15 protein-coding genes and 1 pseudogene are annotated in these 15,334 nt (G+C 51.7%); 5 read left to right on the top strand and 11 right to left on the bottom strand.

Going from position 1 to position 15,334, the window contains the following annotated elements; genetic code table 11:
* Positions 1-32: 32 nt before the first annotated feature.
* Complete coding sequence (locus AC3WJP_RS11365) at positions 33-902, top strand: LysR substrate-binding domain-containing protein (protein ID WP_493721584.1); 870 nt, start codon at positions 33-35, stop codon at positions 900-902.
* On the opposite strand, the gene rimA is transcribed toward AC3WJP_RS11365, so the two are convergent.
* The 3 genes from rimA to AC3WJP_RS11350 all read right to left on the bottom strand — a co-directional run bounded on the left by rimA (position 899) and on the right by AC3WJP_RS11350 (position 2,376).
* A complete protein-coding gene (rimA, locus tag AC3WJP_RS11360) occupies positions 899-1,666 on the bottom strand; it encodes a S6 modification regulatory phosphodiesterase RimA (protein ID WP_493721585.1) in 768 nt (255 codons plus the stop codon). The genes AC3WJP_RS11365 and rimA overlap by 4 nt on opposite strands.
* 169 nt (positions 1,667-1,835) lie before the next feature.
* Complete coding sequence (locus AC3WJP_RS11355) at positions 1,836-2,045, bottom strand: hypothetical protein (RefSeq protein WP_493721586.1); 210 nt, start codon at positions 2,043-2,045, stop codon at positions 1,836-1,838.
* 22 nt (positions 2,046-2,067) lie between these two features.
* Entirely contained in the window at positions 2,068-2,376 is a 309-nt protein-coding gene (locus AC3WJP_RS11350; protein ID WP_493721587.1) for a DUF1484 family protein, read from the bottom strand.
* Positions 2,377-2,540: 164 nt separating this feature from the next.
* Between AC3WJP_RS11350 and AC3WJP_RS11345 the strand changes: the two genes are divergently transcribed.
* A complete protein-coding gene (locus tag AC3WJP_RS11345) occupies positions 2,541-2,849 on the top strand; it encodes a helix-turn-helix domain-containing protein (RefSeq protein WP_493721588.1) in 309 nt (102 codons plus the stop codon).
* A 966-nt stretch (positions 2,850-3,815) separates the two neighbouring features.
* Here AC3WJP_RS11345 and AC3WJP_RS11340 read toward each other — a convergent pair.
* Entirely contained in the window at positions 3,816-6,935 is a 3,120-nt protein-coding gene (locus AC3WJP_RS11340) for a DEAD/DEAH box helicase (protein ID WP_493721589.1), read from the bottom strand.
* On the bottom strand, positions 6,925-7,737 hold the full coding sequence (locus tag AC3WJP_RS11335; protein WP_493721590.1) for a Hachiman antiphage defense system protein HamA: 813 nt from the start codon (positions 7,735-7,737) through the stop codon (positions 6,925-6,927). The genes AC3WJP_RS11340 and AC3WJP_RS11335 overlap by 11 nt, the downstream gene beginning before the upstream one ends.
* Positions 7,738-8,103: 366 nt before the next feature.
* On the opposite strand from AC3WJP_RS11335, the gene AC3WJP_RS11330 reads away from it, so the two are divergent.
* The gene (locus AC3WJP_RS11330) at positions 8,104-8,529 is read left to right on the top strand and encodes a GNAT family N-acetyltransferase (protein WP_493735672.1); all 426 of its coding nucleotides are present in this window, start codon (positions 8,104-8,106) and stop codon (positions 8,527-8,529) included.
* 155 nt (positions 8,530-8,684) lie between these two features.
* Positions 8,685-9,304, top strand: a pseudogene (locus tag AC3WJP_RS11325) (tyrosine-type recombinase/integrase).
* A gap of 87 nt (positions 9,305-9,391) precedes the next feature.
* Here the strand turns inward: AC3WJP_RS11325 and AC3WJP_RS11320 are convergent.
* The 3 genes from AC3WJP_RS11320 to AC3WJP_RS11310 form a co-directional block, all read right to left on the bottom strand.
* On the bottom strand, positions 9,392-9,934 hold the full coding sequence (locus tag AC3WJP_RS11320; protein ID WP_493721592.1) for a P-loop NTPase family protein: 543 nt from the start codon (positions 9,932-9,934) through the stop codon (positions 9,392-9,394).
* A 195-nt stretch (positions 9,935-10,129) separates the two neighbouring features.
* Complete coding sequence (locus tag AC3WJP_RS11315; RefSeq protein WP_493721593.1) at positions 10,130-10,522, bottom strand: hypothetical protein; 393 nt, start codon at positions 10,520-10,522, stop codon at positions 10,130-10,132.
* 109 nt (positions 10,523-10,631) lie between these two features.
* Positions 10,632-10,964 (bottom strand): low molecular weight protein tyrosine phosphatase family protein, encoded by a 333-nt coding sequence (locus AC3WJP_RS11310; RefSeq protein ID WP_493721594.1) that lies wholly within the window; start codon positions 10,962-10,964, stop codon positions 10,632-10,634.
* Between the two features lie 457 nt (positions 10,965-11,421).
* On the opposite strand from AC3WJP_RS11310, the gene AC3WJP_RS11305 reads away from it, so the two are divergent.
* On the top strand, positions 11,422-13,080 hold the full coding sequence (locus AC3WJP_RS11305) for an ApeA N-terminal domain 1-containing protein (protein ID WP_493721595.1): 1,659 nt from the start codon (positions 11,422-11,424) through the stop codon (positions 13,078-13,080).
* 177 nt (positions 13,081-13,257) lie between these two features.
* On the opposite strand, the gene AC3WJP_RS11300 is transcribed toward AC3WJP_RS11305, so the two are convergent.
* The 3 genes from AC3WJP_RS11300 to AC3WJP_RS11290 all read right to left on the bottom strand — a co-directional run.
* Positions 13,258-13,533 carry a hypothetical protein gene (locus tag AC3WJP_RS11300; protein WP_493721596.1) on the bottom strand — a complete coding sequence of 92 codons (276 nt, stop codon included), beginning with the start codon at positions 13,531-13,533 and terminating at the stop codon, positions 13,258-13,260.
* On the bottom strand, positions 13,530-14,510 hold the full coding sequence (locus AC3WJP_RS11295; RefSeq protein WP_493721597.1) for an integrase domain-containing protein: 981 nt from the start codon (positions 14,508-14,510) through the stop codon (positions 13,530-13,532). The genes AC3WJP_RS11300 and AC3WJP_RS11295 overlap by 4 nt, the downstream gene beginning before the upstream one ends.
* A 452-nt stretch (positions 14,511-14,962) precedes the next feature.
* Positions 14,963-15,334, bottom strand: a 372-nt coding sequence (locus AC3WJP_RS11290) for a DDE-type integrase/transposase/recombinase (RefSeq protein WP_493720352.1), incomplete at its 5' end; no start/stop codon positions are given.

Here is a 15,334-nt window from a genome sequence, read left to right as displayed (position 1 = left end):
CGGTTGAATTTATTTCATCTGAGGGATTCAGGGTGTTTTCCAGATTGCCGCTCACTGCACTCAAGGCATTCGAAGCTGCTGCCCGGCTGTCCAGCTTCAAACTGGCGGCGGCCGAATTGGCGGTGAGCCCCTCGGCGGTGTCCCATCAGATAAAGGCGCTGGAAGAATGGCTGGGGCAACGCCTGTTCGAGCGCGTCGCCAAAGGCACCGTGCTGACGCCGACGGGCTCGGCGCTTTATGACCAGGTGCATCAGCACTTCACCGGGCTCGATCAAGCCCTCGCCCAGTACCGTCCTGGCGCGGAAAAAGTCGATATCGTCGTCACCACCACCCAGGCGTTCGCCGCGCTCTGGCTGATTCCCCGCCTGGGCGGTTTTTACGCCATCCATCCCGGCATCACGATCAAGGTCGAAGCCAATAACGATGTAGTCGACTTGCTGCGTGACGGCAGCGTCGATGTGGCCATTCGCAACACCCGCAAGCAGTGGCCGGGGCTGTATCAGCGGCCGTTCATGCACGAGCGGTTCGGCGTGTTCATGGCCTCTGCGGGGAAGTGCGCAGTTGAGGAATTGATCGACGTCGCCTGGAATGCCCCCCAAGTTGCCGTGGTGCACTGGCAGCAATGGTGCGAACAAGCGGGGTGCCTCGACTGGCTTACGGATTACACTGTCCGCCACTACGAAGACGAGCACTACGCCCTGCAAGCTGCGGTGGCGGGGCAAGGCTATCTGCTGGCCAGCGATGTGCTGGCGCACGACAGCGTGCAGCGCGGATTGCTGCAGCGCTATCGCCCCGAGGTGATGCTGGAAGGCTACGACTACGTGGCACTCTGCCGGCCGGGTCAGGAACGCCAGGCCGCCATCCGTAAATTTCTCGACTGGCTCGTCGCCGAGGTCGCTTAGTCGCTGAACCGTACCTGCGCCAGCGACTTGAACGCCGGCTTGGCGAACCAGTAACCCTGCATGAGGTAGATCCCGCAGTCGCTGAGAAAGGCGCGCTCGTCGGCCTGCTCGATGCCTTCAGCGATGATGCTCACGCCCAGCTCGGTGCACATCGACACCACGCCGCGCACGATCGCCTGACGCACGCGATCACGGTGAATATCGCGCACCAGCGCCATATCCAGCTTGATCAGGTCCGGCTGAAAATCCGCCAGCAACGTCAGCCCCGAATGCCCCGCGCCGAAGTCATCGATGGCCGTCTTGAAACCGAACTCGCGGTACTCGCGCAGGATATTGGTGAGGTGGCGGTTGTCGCGCACATGCTCAGTCTCGACCGTCTCGAAAATCAGCCGCTCGAGCGGGAAGTTGTGCGTGCGCGCGGCCTCCAGCGTGCTACGGATGCACAGCTCGGGGCGGTATACCGCGTTGGGCAGGAAGTTGATCGACAGATGCTCGGCCATGCCCAGGCTCGCCGCCGTGGCAATCGCCCGGGTGCGACACAACTGGTCGAAGCGATAGCGATTCTGGTCATTGACCTGCTCCAGCACCGACAGCGCGCCCTCGCCATTGGGGCCGCGCACCAGCGCCTCATGGGCGAACACCGAATGATCGCGCAGGTCGACGATTGGCTGATAAGCGAAGTCGAAATCCAACTCCAGTTCAGGGTTGCTTCTGCAGCCCTGGCAACCGCCGGGCGAGGTCAATGAAGGGGGGAAATCAGTCACGTTGCACTCCACAAAGTCGGGCGCCATGGCCGATGGCGACACCTTTGACAGTGTATCGGCTGCGGTGCCCAAAGCTGCAACCTTCTGCGGATGGACGGTGTGTTGAATGATCAGCTCTTGGAGATATCACGCAACAGCACCCACCGTGCCTGTGCCGCCCGGCCTCAGGTCAGTCCTGCGTTCGCGTGACCCATAGGGGCAAATCCACAAACCGGCTGGCGCGGTATTGGTAGCCGGGGTTGGCGGCTTCGAGTTCGGCGGCGCGGGTGGTGCCTTGGGCTTGGCTGATGCAGGGTTCGACGCCGGTCCAGATGTCCAGGTCGCTGGCGCGATCGCGCTTGTCGATGAAGCCCCAATGGGCTGCGGCTGGGGTGGTCATTAGGGCGGCTCCTGAATGGTGGTTACATCACCCAGCGCATTTCATCCACGGCCTTGCCGAGCTTTTCGCGCAGGGGTTCGAGCAGGCAGCGGAGGCTGTCGGCGTCGAGCTTGCGATCATACGCGGCTTCCATCATTTGGATGAGTAGGGTGAGGGCGCCGTTGACGTCGGCGGTGTCCTGGATGGCGTTGTCCAGCTTTTGCAGGCTGGTGTCGAGGGAGGAGAGCTGGTGCAGGATTGGGGTTAGGGCTTCGTGGGGGATGGGGGTGCCGGTGGTGGCGTAGGTGGAGAGTTGGGTGTGGATTTTTTGTGGGGTGGATAGGGTGGGCATGGTGGTTGTCCTCATGAGCGAGCGCTCTTTAGCGCGTGCGATTCTGTTCGGAGGAACAGCCTCCGGAGCAGGGAGAACAGAATCTTGTGGTGTTCAGGCTAAGGATATCTTAGTACTTCGTCAAACGAAATCTAAGATTCTCTTAGCCTTTTAGCGGCTAAAAAATGAGCACGTTCAGCAAACGATTGAGGGAAGCGCGGCTTGCAGCAAAGATTTCCCAGGAACGGTTGGGGATCGATGCGGGTATTGAGCCGGCATCGGCCAGTGCACGGATGAATCAGTATGAGACCGGAAAGCACGCGCCCAACTCGGCGACGGTGGCGCAGATTGCGTTGGCGCTGAATCTGCCGGCTTCGTATTTCTATAGCGAGGATGATGATGAAGCGCAGATGCTGGTTTTGTTTCACCGGATGTCGGTGGAGCGGAGGCGGGCGGTTCTAGCGGGTATGGGGAAGGGGGAAAGTGTTGGGTGATTTTTGATCGATTCTGGCTTGGTCTAGGTGGGTCTGTGTGCCTGTGACAGGGTGAGTGGCTGACGCGGGGGCGCGATGGCCATGGGTTACGCGCATTTCGGCATGAAGCGGTTAGCGGGGCAGGTACGGCTCTATCTTTTGAGTAGGGCTCAAATCATAAGGCATGGTTGTATTGCGCAACGAGTACAACAACTGGGAAAACATAGAGCAGTTGAATTTTAGGGCAAGAAAATATATGTCTATAGTTTATTTTTATGCGAACTACTAGGCACACACCCCTGGATTTTGTGTGTATTTGTTCGAATGTATTCAGTTGAAGCTAGGTCGCTCCGGATAGTGCCGGACATATTGACATATATTCAATTTCTTATTATCCTCATTCTCTTGCTGGGGTGCTCCGGTGTGCTGTAACAATAGCGGCTACTAATCGCTGTTGCAGAGAAATCCGTCTCCTTATCGAGGCGGATTTTTCTTGCCTGGAATTTGTGGGTGAGTCGAGGCACGGTGATGACGGTGAGGGCAAGCCTTGCTCCCAAACGGTAAACGTCGTCAGATCGGGGTGGCTGCAGATGCCGGAAGCAAAAAAAGCCCACTTTGCGGTGCGCCTTTCTCGTTACTGCGTATGGTGCGGCACCAGGAGTCGAAAAAATTATTAACTATATGATCCGTCAAGCTTTTATTTATATGTGATGATCCGTCTATCTCTAAAACTATCCCGGCATCTGGGCTCGCTAAGCATTGATCGAGAGGGGAAAGCCAGAGTGGGACCGATTGCCATCAGTGCGTGGCTGCCTCTCATGCTTTCCTGAGTCTGGGGGCTCGTTCTCCAACTACGGTAAGCGACAACCAACGCCTAAAGGCTACCGTTGCTGGACGGCCGCTATCGGCCAAGAGCGGGCGTTCTATGTTATCGGCTAAAGAGCCGACAAAATTCTTTGGAAATGCCTATGAGACAGGACGGCTCATTTAATTAAATTTCGGTAATGAAAACGCACTGGGCAATCTTGATAGCGCTTCCTTTAGCACTTCCTTATTGTTTGTTAAGATTTTGTAGTCAATAACATTCTTGTTTTCTCGAACGCTTTCTAATTGCTGGCTGATGAACTTGCACACCTCTCTGTCAGGGAACCCTTGCCCATGTATCCAGATTTTGAATTCGTCTGACAGGCCGAGTTTCAGCTGACTTTGAAGCAATCTGGCATGGTTAAGTAATGTTTCATTCAAAGCCTTGCCTTCGACAATGTCACCGACAGCTCCAATTATTAACATTCCATCGTAGGAGAGAGCAGAGCAGAAATCTACAATATGCTCTTGAGTGATCGAATAGTAAGTGCTTTTTGCCCTAATGGTAAAGTTGTTTAGTTTTGCATAGGTCAGGATCTCTGCATAGCTTGTTTCATTGCACCATTGAGTGGCAATGTTTACCGCTTGTTCCTGCGGATAGATATTAGAGGCAATCTTCTTTCTTGAAAACATCGTGATTAAGGGCCAGCATACTTCGAGAAAATCCTGAGCAGAGTCACAAAATTCAAGCTCGAATAATTGCGACTCTATCCAGTCTTCGATGTAAGTAAGCTGATCAAGTCCAAGCAAGGTTCGCCCATAATAGGAGAATTTCTCTACAGGTATCACGCTCAACCTTGAGTGGATGGCAGAAAATATTGCCACCAACTGATCTTTAGCGATGTCGCTCGCAAGATGGTAGGCAAGAGTTTCGTAAGCGAGGTCAAGAAAGTATTCTGTCGATAACAAAGAGCTATCGTCCTTCAAAATTGACATGAAATAGCTTTCAATGGAATGAAGGACTTGCTCCTTTTTATCAAAATCTTGCATCAGTTCAGTAAAGCTTTCCTCAGGGATTCCGCTTTTTTCGCACCATTCACGCCACAATAGTCTTTCACTAAGCGGGTTTGAGATGAAGTTGAGAATGTCATTTTCACCTTTTATCAAAGGGAATGGTTGAACTATCTCCATCAAGCTACTCATGCACTCTTCAGCGTTATTAAAATTTAAAAGCTTGAGCGTTCTTTCCCATTTGTCACGTCCTCTCCAGTGAAAACGGTTGTCGTAAATTTTGGGGTCAGTAAAAATTATACCGCCTTCAGTGTGATAACCTGCCCGTCCAGCGCGACCAATCAGGTTTTGAAACTCCCTAGTGGAAATCCTTTTACCACCCTGCATTAAGTTTGAGATTAGAAGGTATTTGATTGGAAGATTTACACCCTGAGCGAGAGTCGAGGTGCATATGACGAGGTGCCCGGCACCCTTGTCCATAGCCCATTCAACCGCGATCCTGAGACCATTTGGAATGGCTGAACTGTGAGGCAATATTCCTAGTGGAATAGCTTCAGAAAAAATGTGTTGATCGGAAAAGTGTAGATGTGACAGAAACGCTATTTTCTGAAGTTCATCGGTATCTGAGACTGAGCTTGGCGCAGGAAGCGATAATCCTCGTCTGTATACATCTACAACGGTTGAACACAGGCTAATGACTGTTCTTTTATCCCCGCAAAATATAGCTGTTGGCCCTTGCTGGCACAGTCGAAGTCCCAAATAGCACGAAATTGACTGAACTTCGGTCTTTATTGGAAACAACCGAGCCTTGCTTTCTCTCCCTCGCAGCGCAAGACTTGACTGTTGGATTATCTTGGGGACATATAAGCCGCTGTCGCGTTTATTGTCTGGGCGGAGGTAACTCAGCTGGCCCATATCGTGAAACCAGCTCAGAAAAGCTACACTTTTTATAGATGGCAGCCAATTGCTACCCTGGATGCTTAGGCTGGACTCTCCATTCAGCCAGTCGCCAATTGTTTCTGCATTAGACATAACCGCTGAAATCAACACCTTCTGTGCCTTTTCAGGTATTGTTTTCTTCAGCGAAGCAATCAAGAGCTCGTATGTTACCCCCCTTTTTCCGCTATCAAATTGATGGCCTTCGTCAAATATCAGCAAGTCAATTTGTTTGGCGAGAGAAGGTTCATGCCTAAGCAGGTAAACTAACTTTTCCGGAGTTGAAACAATCACAGTATGATCGTATTTGCCTTTGAAATCTTCACCAAGCAAAAATTTAAGAAATTCCTGCTCATCTCCATCTACATTTGTAATATCTCTAAGCTCGTTGATATTGACGGAGTCATACTCAAACGATGCCATGAAGCCCTGAGTAATTTCCCGGCATAATGCACGGAAAGGCGCGACAACCACGGCTAGTTTTGCACGACCTGATAGAAATCCGCTCCGGATGATAAGTTCAATAGACTTGGTTTTACCCGCACTAGTGGGCATTTGCATAACTGCCGATTCACCCTTCAGCACACCCAGGCTTCCCACCAAGCGCTGTGCAGGCCAGAACTCTTTCATAAACTTGTCGTTTGCGAGCGTTTGGTGCCAGCGATTCTGTTCTAGACCGGTGTATTTAGGTAGGCAGATCAATGACGAATTATTTATTTTTCTTTTAATTAGAGCATTGATAGTGTCAGCCAGCAGCACCTCACGATCTGAGCCGCTCGCATAGACAGTACTTCTGAACTCATTTAGCTCGTCTTCTACGTCTGATAGATCTGCCTCCATATTCATAAAGGCGCGATAAGCCATTGCTGTTCTACGAATCTGCTCGCTATAGCCCCCCGCTGAAGCGAGAAAGAAATTTTCATTCAGTTCGGATTTTAGCAGCCACACTAATAAGCTTTCGAGCCTACTGCCTGTTAGCTCTGAGGGAGTCTTTGAAACTGCTTTGGCTAGAACTAATGAACTACCTGGCATGTCGGCAAGATAATAAGAGGCCGAGCTCAAAATCTTTAGATACTCATCTATTTCGGTTGTCAGGCGAGACAGACTTAAAGATTCAAAAAATTGTCCAGCTAGTACTAGTTGTTGCTTCAGTACTTGCTTATGCTCTTCGCGCTCATCTGATGGGCGGGATTCAAGTGCAGCCAACTCCCCGAGCACGCCAATCGTGAATACTAGCAATCGCTTAGGATCCTGAGGAAGCTCAACGTGATATTCCTCTTCGATTCCAAACTCATACTGTTTTGCTTTTGCACGTGTAATATCAAGGATTTCACGACCCGTATTTTCAAGCTTCATCTGCCGCTCTCCGATAAAGCTCGTGAATCAGTGACATCAGTTCAACCCCACTCACTATGAGTAGTTCCAAGCTGTCGGCACTAGGGTGATTGCCAGCATGTGAGGCACATACCACGCTCTCGTGTAGCGATGACGATGTGTAAACCGCAGCCGCGCCATACTTGCGCTTGCAAGGATAATCAGGTTCGCGCTGGAAGCGCTCTATCAAGTCGACACCATCAAAATCTTGTCGATCATATAACCTCTGACGCATGGCGTTTAAAGACTCTGCAATCCGGATTTCATCTTTAATGGAATCATCAATTGCATTCTGAAGGACGTTAACTTTTGTCTTTTCAGTTGCTTTTGCTTTAACTTCAAATATTAATAATTCATCCTTTTCACTGATTGCGTTGGGATTTTTTTTGAACGCGATTACGTCTGATCCTTTGCTGGATTCATTCGCTATAACCTTCCGATCATAGCGCGTTCGAGGGACTTCGTAGTTTCTAATATATTGAAGGTAGTCAGCTATTAGAATCTCTGCAAAATCCCCAGCCCGAATGCTCGGGCCCGGCGCAATCGATTCGCTGGGGAATTTTTCGGTGACCAGATATTCAGAGTTAGTCTTTGTGGGGTTTTTTAAGTATCGTAACTCTTGTTCGCTACAGTAGTGACTTCTAAAATGTCTCGCCCAACCGGACATTATGGAAATATCTAAGGCGTTATGGTTGAATCGATAAACTGGGATTGAGCGCCCACACGCCGAGGTATAGGTGCCATTGTGCTCAAGCCAGGTGAGATGAGCTGCCAGCGATGTCATTTCACGTCCTTTGTGTGCGCCAGCATGAGGCATTTCTCAACGACGCATGAAGTCATATTGCCATAAACCTTTCACCTGTACAGTGCTCGCTATCGCTTCTTCTACCGGCAAGCAATCAGTCTCAACTAGCGATCTCTTTCCCTCATCATGTACGGCAGCGGTCATAACGAATCGTGGGCTCATCTCCGTTGGTGAGCGTTGCTCCCTGCACTGACTATTTATTGGGGCATGAGCGGCAGCCAATGGCCGCCTTCTGCCTGTGGTGACCGGCAGAAAACGACCCGAAGCAGCTTTTCATGACCGGCTGTTAGCCACCTGTAACCTCTCGCTGCACCCGGCTCGCGACCCATCGTCAGGCTTTGCGAAATGTCAGGCAGGCCATACCATACCTTCACGTCATCAAAGCCTAACGGAATGGCACTACAACTCAGACAAGCACGTGTTACCGATCTGCCGGCCATCTACAGAGGCGAGGAGAGCTATATCCGCAGTTGGGAGCCCGAGCATGAAGCATCGGGGCGGGCCCAACTGGAACGGCACCTGACGCGTTGGGTAGAGAATTTTGACCGTCTGAACGTCGCGTTCATGGGTAATGCCTTCGCAGGTTACTCACTCTGGATACCTGAGCATAGTTACGCAGAACTTTGCACTATTCATGTAAGTCCAGAACATCGGCGTAGCGGGGTGGGAATGGCCCTCTTGGAAGCCTATGCACTGGACGCGGCACGGCACGGATTCACGCAGTTGCGGTTGAGTGTGCGACCTGATAACCCCGCGAAGAGGATGTACTAGAATGCGGGGTTTTTATGCACCGGTACCGGTGCCCATGATTACCTTACGTACAAGCGCCACGCGTGAGGGGCGTTCGGTGCGGGTCCGCTTCTGACCGTTTAGCGACCGTTGCTCAGGCAAGCCATCCTTGTCCTTCCACATATGGAGGACATGTCATGAGCATCATCGCTACCCGCAGCCGTCAGCCCTGGAACAAAGGAAAATTGGTCGGGCAGAAACCCCGCTACGACTGAGAGATATCTGGTCTATCCGGGTAAGGCTTCAAATTGCAGAAAGAACTCGGGATCTGGCTCTCTTCGATCTGGCCATCGACAGCAAGCTTCGAGCTTGCGACTTAACCAAGCTCCGTGTGCGCGACGTCGCCCACGGCGAGCACGTATCATCACGAGCCATGGTCATGCAGCAGAAAACGCAGCGGCCTGTGCAGTTCGAGATTACTGAACAAACACGGTCTGCTGTTGCAGCGTGGATACGCCAGGCCAAGCTACGCAGCGAGGACTGCTTGTTCCCTAGCCGAGTGCATACCTCTGACCATCTATCCACTCGGCAATACGCTCGTATAGTCAAAGGCTGGGTGAAAGCCATTGACCTTGATCCAGCCATGTATGGCACTCATACGATGAGACGTACAAAGGCATCACTGATCTATCGCAGGACGAAAAACCTGAGGGCGGTTCAACTCCTGCTCGGCCATACAAAGCTGGAGAGCACCGTTCGATATTTGGGGATCGAGGTCGATGATGCCTTGGAAATGGCGGAACAGACCGAGGTTTGAGATGCATAGCGACGGTCGAGATCAGACCGTCGCTAACCGACCCGAAGCTGACGTGAACATCGAGCCACTGACTTCGCCGTTCGAGCGTTAATATCTAAGGTGCGACAACGCCTCGGTGACTTCCGATGCCATTTTTTCAGTGCTCATCGCCCCGTCGATCTGCAAGACTGGAGACGGCTGCTCTAATAACCACCGCTCGTGCCACGCTCGGTTGCGCCCAGAGAAGTCTGGATTGTCATACTGCGAAGCCCATTCCCTGAATCCCTCATGTATCTCATACATGTCGCCACCGGGCGCAATGCGATCTCCGAAGCGAGCCTTTTCACGAGCGGCGAGACGTTTAAGCCGGACAGGTGTCGGCGTTACAACAAACGCGATCAGGTCGACGTGGACCAGTAGCGAATCACCCCAGACCATGCAGGAACCGGTCAGTATCCAATCATCCTGACCGAGTGCTTGCTGGAGCAAAGGCACTCGATCGCTGACTGGCCGCTTGGTTGTAAACTGAGGGTCTGTGGGCATCCAGAAATAGTCATCGACATCCGCATGGCGGAGCCCGAGCCGCGAGGCGAGACTTTGCCCCAAAGTGGTCACACCCGCACATGATGCGCCCGTAATGTAGATCCGCATTTGTTCCTCCATGATTGCTGCCTAGTTCAGGGGGTAAAAACATATCTCGTTTCTGTGTTGATCTCACGTTCGGTCACGTGTGCAATGACTGAATCGAGGCTTATGGCATCGGAGGCTGTGGGTCGAAAGGGGTGACTCGAGCGTCCGCTTCTGGCCGATAGCTGCCATTTGACAATGCCCGTTCCCCATAAACTGTCATTCGGTGTCGACCAACCTTCGCAGAATCTCCACTAGGCGCGGTCGCGTGTATCGTTCAGATGGGGTTGTATCGTCCGAGTCCCTCAATTTCTGGTACTCGCCCTCATCAAAAGCTAGATAGATGTTGAATGCTGGCTGCGCAATCGCCCCATCCGTACCTGCATCCGAGATGGCAGTAAACAGACCGTTCATGATGTCATCGCCAGCTTCATACGGCATTCCATCCAGAACGTATCGACGGGCAACTTCGATCGCGAGGACATTCAGCAGTTCGGCCGGGCGTAGCCCCAGACCCCGGCAGTAACCCGATAAGTCGGTGAGTTCCAGGCCGGTGCCTCGTGCCTTGCTCAGCAGAGTCTCGATTTCAGTGTGTGGGATCGCTTTGATCATCGCAGCCCTGGGTTTCTCTATTTTCAGTGAGCAGCGACGTGACGTTGCCTTTGGCTACGCCGCCACGCCAGGAAGCTTCAGGAACTGCTCAGGTGGCATTCCATGGATATCAGGGCAGGCTCTGGAGGTAAGGCGTCACTGTGTCTTCCAGAATGGAGATCAGGTCAGGATCCATGTAGCGGTAATCGTCGGGTATGTCCAGGACGTACAGCCGCTTGTGTTCAAGTAGACGTGAATACCCCGCCTCGAGTCGTTGCTGGTGCTTACGCTCCATGACGAATATGACGTCAGCCCAGCGTATATCCGTCTGGCTGACCGTCCGGCGTGCATTCGGGCTGGTGCCTGCCGAGCGGGCTTCGAAGCCCGCTCGGCGCCGCCACAGACTTTCCGCAGTGGGGCTGCGCCATTGATTACGGCTGCAAATGAACAGAAGGTTGGTCATTCTTGATCCAGTAATTGGCGGATGGAGCGAGCGGGATAGCATAGTCCGAGCTGGCGTGCCCTCTTTAACTTTTCTGCGCGGCTGTACAGCAGCTTCCAGTTCTTTTCCGGCTTGAACGCAGCGGGTTGTGTGACCTGATGCTTGCCGTGTTTACGGGCCTGCTGGCGTCTCCAGGCTCGGGTTCTTCGCATGGTAATGTCCTCGTGAGTACCGGGGTCAGCAGCCGCGGTAATACGAGTTCGAAACAGGATAAGGGGGGATGGGGAGCATTGCGAGGCCTGTCTGTGTCGGTTGGCCGCTTTCGACCCGTAGCTGCTGGTGGAGACTGGAAAAATCTGGCTAAAAGCTCTCGGCAGGCATTAACAAAATATCTTCTAAATACTGTCTCCCAAGCGTATTTTTGACGAGACATTTCGTATATAAATAAGTCAGACGGTTTTTTAATAGCGGATTATCAATGAAAGATGATTTTGATTTCTCTAGCAAATTTGAGTATGACGTAGAAGTTTATGATGACGACCAAGGCGTCATAGGTCAGGGACAGCTTTCGTTTGGTGACGGAACGTTGATTCGCATACAGTTTGATTTGACGCAACACTATGAAGCTCCGCAACGTGAGTTCTCGATTCTTAAGGCTAAAGCAAAAGATGGGCAGAAGCTTACGCTACTCAATTGCGAGCTTAAAAGGTATTCGCTATACGCGGACTTCATCATACTTGGCGACATCAAATCTGAAATCACCTATTTTCATATAAAATATGGAGATGTATCTGATTGGTTTTTGCGTGGACAATATGTTACCGGCCAAATTGGCGAAAATATTAGCTGGAAAAACCAGGTGCCTCAGCTATCGGTAAACCTCAATGCGACGGATGAGAATTTCTCTTTAAAGACCGATACATTTGGCAGTCTAACTAAGCGTGGAGAAGATCATGTAATACATGAGCATACGCGCTTTATTTTTGAGCGGACGGATGGCGGATTTTCAGTAGCAGAGGTAAAAGACAAATCGTTTGAATTATCTACTTTATTGTCTGTATTAACTGCCAATGCTATTTCCATTGCAAATGTATGGGTTGGGTGTGGTGCGAGCTACGCTATGCCTATTTACTTTTCGGCGTTTAGAAAAGTAGATCGAGAATCTTCAAGAGGCGAGTTTTGGCTAAGCTGCTTAGCTCAAAGACACTCGTTAGATGATAAATGGCAGTCGGTGTTTAAACGATACTACGTATCCAATTACAGGAAGACGTCGTGGGTTCGCCTTGCCGGCATGCAACGTTATGAGGGGTTTTGGGAGTTCAAAATTCTTGGCTATGTAAGTTTGCTTGACGAGTACGTTAGCTCCTATGCAGCAATGGCTAATCAGAAAGCTACCAAAGCTGAAAGCAAGCGGGCAACTAAATTTGTAGAGCAGTTAAAGTTACTAAAGCACCCTTTAAATGATGCGCAATTTAAAGATATAGAATCTCTCGTGGGAACAGTTTTTTTGACGTCGCGTGATCTGACATTCAGAGAGAAATACGACTACGCGATAGGATTAACAGACAAGGATATTCTAAAGGTTATAAATTTGACAGATGATGACTTCTCGTTAATAAAAAGGATTAGAGATAAAGTTGCGCATGGTGAAACGCCAGACTTAGCTGATACCTCGTACCAAGAAATTCATTTTATTGTTGAGAAGATCGCACTGTTGATGACCTATTGGGCACATGTCGATCTCGGATTTTCACCCTCTGAATTCTCCACCGCTTTGATGCATACTCATAATTACCTTCGCTTTAATCCTAAGCTAGATAAAATATATTTAGAGCGCATAACCAACTCGGCACAATTTTTTTCCGTTTCGCAAGAGCTTTTTGTGAAGTTCGCATCCGGTGATGGCCCCATTATTAATGCTTGCTTTACTCAAAGTTTGAGCGGTGAGCTAACATACTCTGAAGAATACAAGGCGATGTACGAGGCATGGATTAAAGATCGTTCTCGGGCGAGCAATAAAATTATCGACGCCTTTGGAGTCGCGCCGGAAAGATTCAGCGCCGTGGGGAGTCTGTATTTAGAGTATGGAGATAGAATAGAAGAACTACATGGGGTATACATCATTAGAGATGTTTGATTTAATGTTTTAGCCAACTTGGGTGGCAGCTCAAATCGATCAAACAACTGGTCGCTTCGGCTAGGGGCATCCTCACGCAAAATGAATGTCTCTTTATGGATGGCCGAAGGCGGTCGTTTGCCAATGTCCGCTTCTGGCCGATTGCAGTCGGTCGTGATTATCGGGATCACATCCCCTTCAGAGCTTGAAAACCCATGACGCTTCTAGACGTCGAGCTAGCAGCCGGACCGTCAGCACGTAGTAATACTTCGTTGCCTGACTGTGTTCGCTCAAGCGATTCTCGATAAACCACACCACATGCTTCTTTTTCCAAGTCCAAGGGGTTTCTCGCTGCCAGCGCTCTGCGATTGCAACCTGAATGATTTTTGCCTGGCGCACATGACGTTGCCGCGTTGCGTGCGAACCAGTCAGAACGCCAGCCAAGAACAGTTCCATATCGAATGGCTTACTCATGTCCGCCCTCCGATGTAAGCATCGACCACATCGATCCGACCGTGCCCCAGCTCATAGCCGATTTGGACCCGGGCCGCTCGATCAAGGCGCTGATTGAGCTGGCAACATTCACCACCGTTGACAGGTGCGCGATGTTGGGTGATTTGTTCGTAGCGCTCACACGCGTACGCGGCTCGTAGCTCATGGAAGCCTTTGGTGTTTTGTGCATGAATGATGTCGCGTGCCGGACGGACGATTTCCTGCAGAATGCTCAAGTAGCTTTCGTTCGAAGCAATGAGGTTTCGGCTACCAGCAGGTGACACCTGCTTCGCAAACTCAAGCGCGTCACGAATATGGTCGTCCACTATAATCCAGCGATGTGCTGATGCACCGGCACGGCCGCCTTTGGTGCCGTCCTGAATGTTGATCTTGGCTAAGCTTTCAGCCTCGCGGCTCAACCGTGACAGGTCAGCCAAGATGGCTTCACGCAAACGCATACCAGTAGCTCGGGCCAGTTGCACGATCGCCGCAGCCCTTAGGTGATGACGGCTGCAAAGCGCTTCGACTATTCGCTGTATGTGTTCGCGATCTTGGCCCTGCGGCACCGATTGACGCACCCCGGTTCGTTGCATACCCAACGCCTTGCTCGGACTTGGCACTTTCACATACTGATCACCGCGAAGCGCTGCCATGGTCCTGTTAACGCTGGATAGCCGGTTTTGTGCAGTGCTGATGGCTAGGTCGCCGTGCTCAATCAGGCCGCGAAGGTATGCGGCATAGTCCGACAACAACTCGCGATCAATCTGCCGCGCATCGTTGACCCCGGGCCCCGCTTCAGACCGGCACCATTTTACGAATGCCAACCACCGATCACAGTGCGCCTTGACCGTGCCGTAGTGCCCGCCGGCGAACATATCTTTCAGCGCCTGCGGCCCTGCGTAGCTCAATTGCCTGCCGTAGCCGAAATTGCGGCCATCGCGCCTACCTACCAATGCCATGTCAGTCACCTCATCTTCCGATCTCCGATCCTCGCCCCACGTCATCCCGCCAAGAATGTTGAGTGTTATCAGGGATCAAGGCCCCTGCGGCCTGTGGGGATGTCCTTAACGCTGGACTGGCGGCTCCTTACGACCGGGAGCATGGGCATCTCATAATCTGGCCTGCTGAGCACCGTTACCGTTGGGCGGGTGCAGGCTGCGTTGGCTGACGAAACCAGCGCCGCGAGATCCTGAGTCGGGTGAAGGCAGCGAGGAGATGACAGGGACTTGCCCGGCTGTCAGCGAGGTGCAATATACTCCATGGCTTGCGGCACCATCATCTGCATCGCTGTTGCTGGTGGCTTCGGTGATTATCACGCGCATTGTCACGAGGAGGATTGCGGCAAAGCCACGCTCTATATGGGCTGCAGCAGTGGTTTGAGCGCCCATCTCTTTTCGGCAGACTGTAGTGGTCAACTGATCCCGGACACTGAATTGAGTTTTTCCTCTGCGACCGCAGGCGGTAGCCCTTCGTTGAATTGATGCGGTCGCCGCCAGTTGTACCGCTCCATCAAATACCGACTGATATCTTGCTGTGCCAGCACAGCGCTCATGTAGCCCACCGTCGGTATCCATTCAGTCTTCAGGCTGCGAAATAGCCGCTCCATCGGCGCGTTGTCGTGGCAGTTGCCGCGCCGACTCATGCTCTGCGTGAAGCGGTATCTCCATAGTCTCTGGCGGAAACTCCGACTGCCGTATTGGCTGCCCTGGTCGCTGTGAAACAGCACATTCTGAGGCCGGCCACGCTGCTCATAGGCCATATCCAATGCCTTGATCACCAGGTC

Source organism: Pseudomonas sp. GW821-FHT01A09, assembly GCF_058986725.1.
This window is presented reverse-complemented; position numbering and strand designations above follow the sequence as displayed.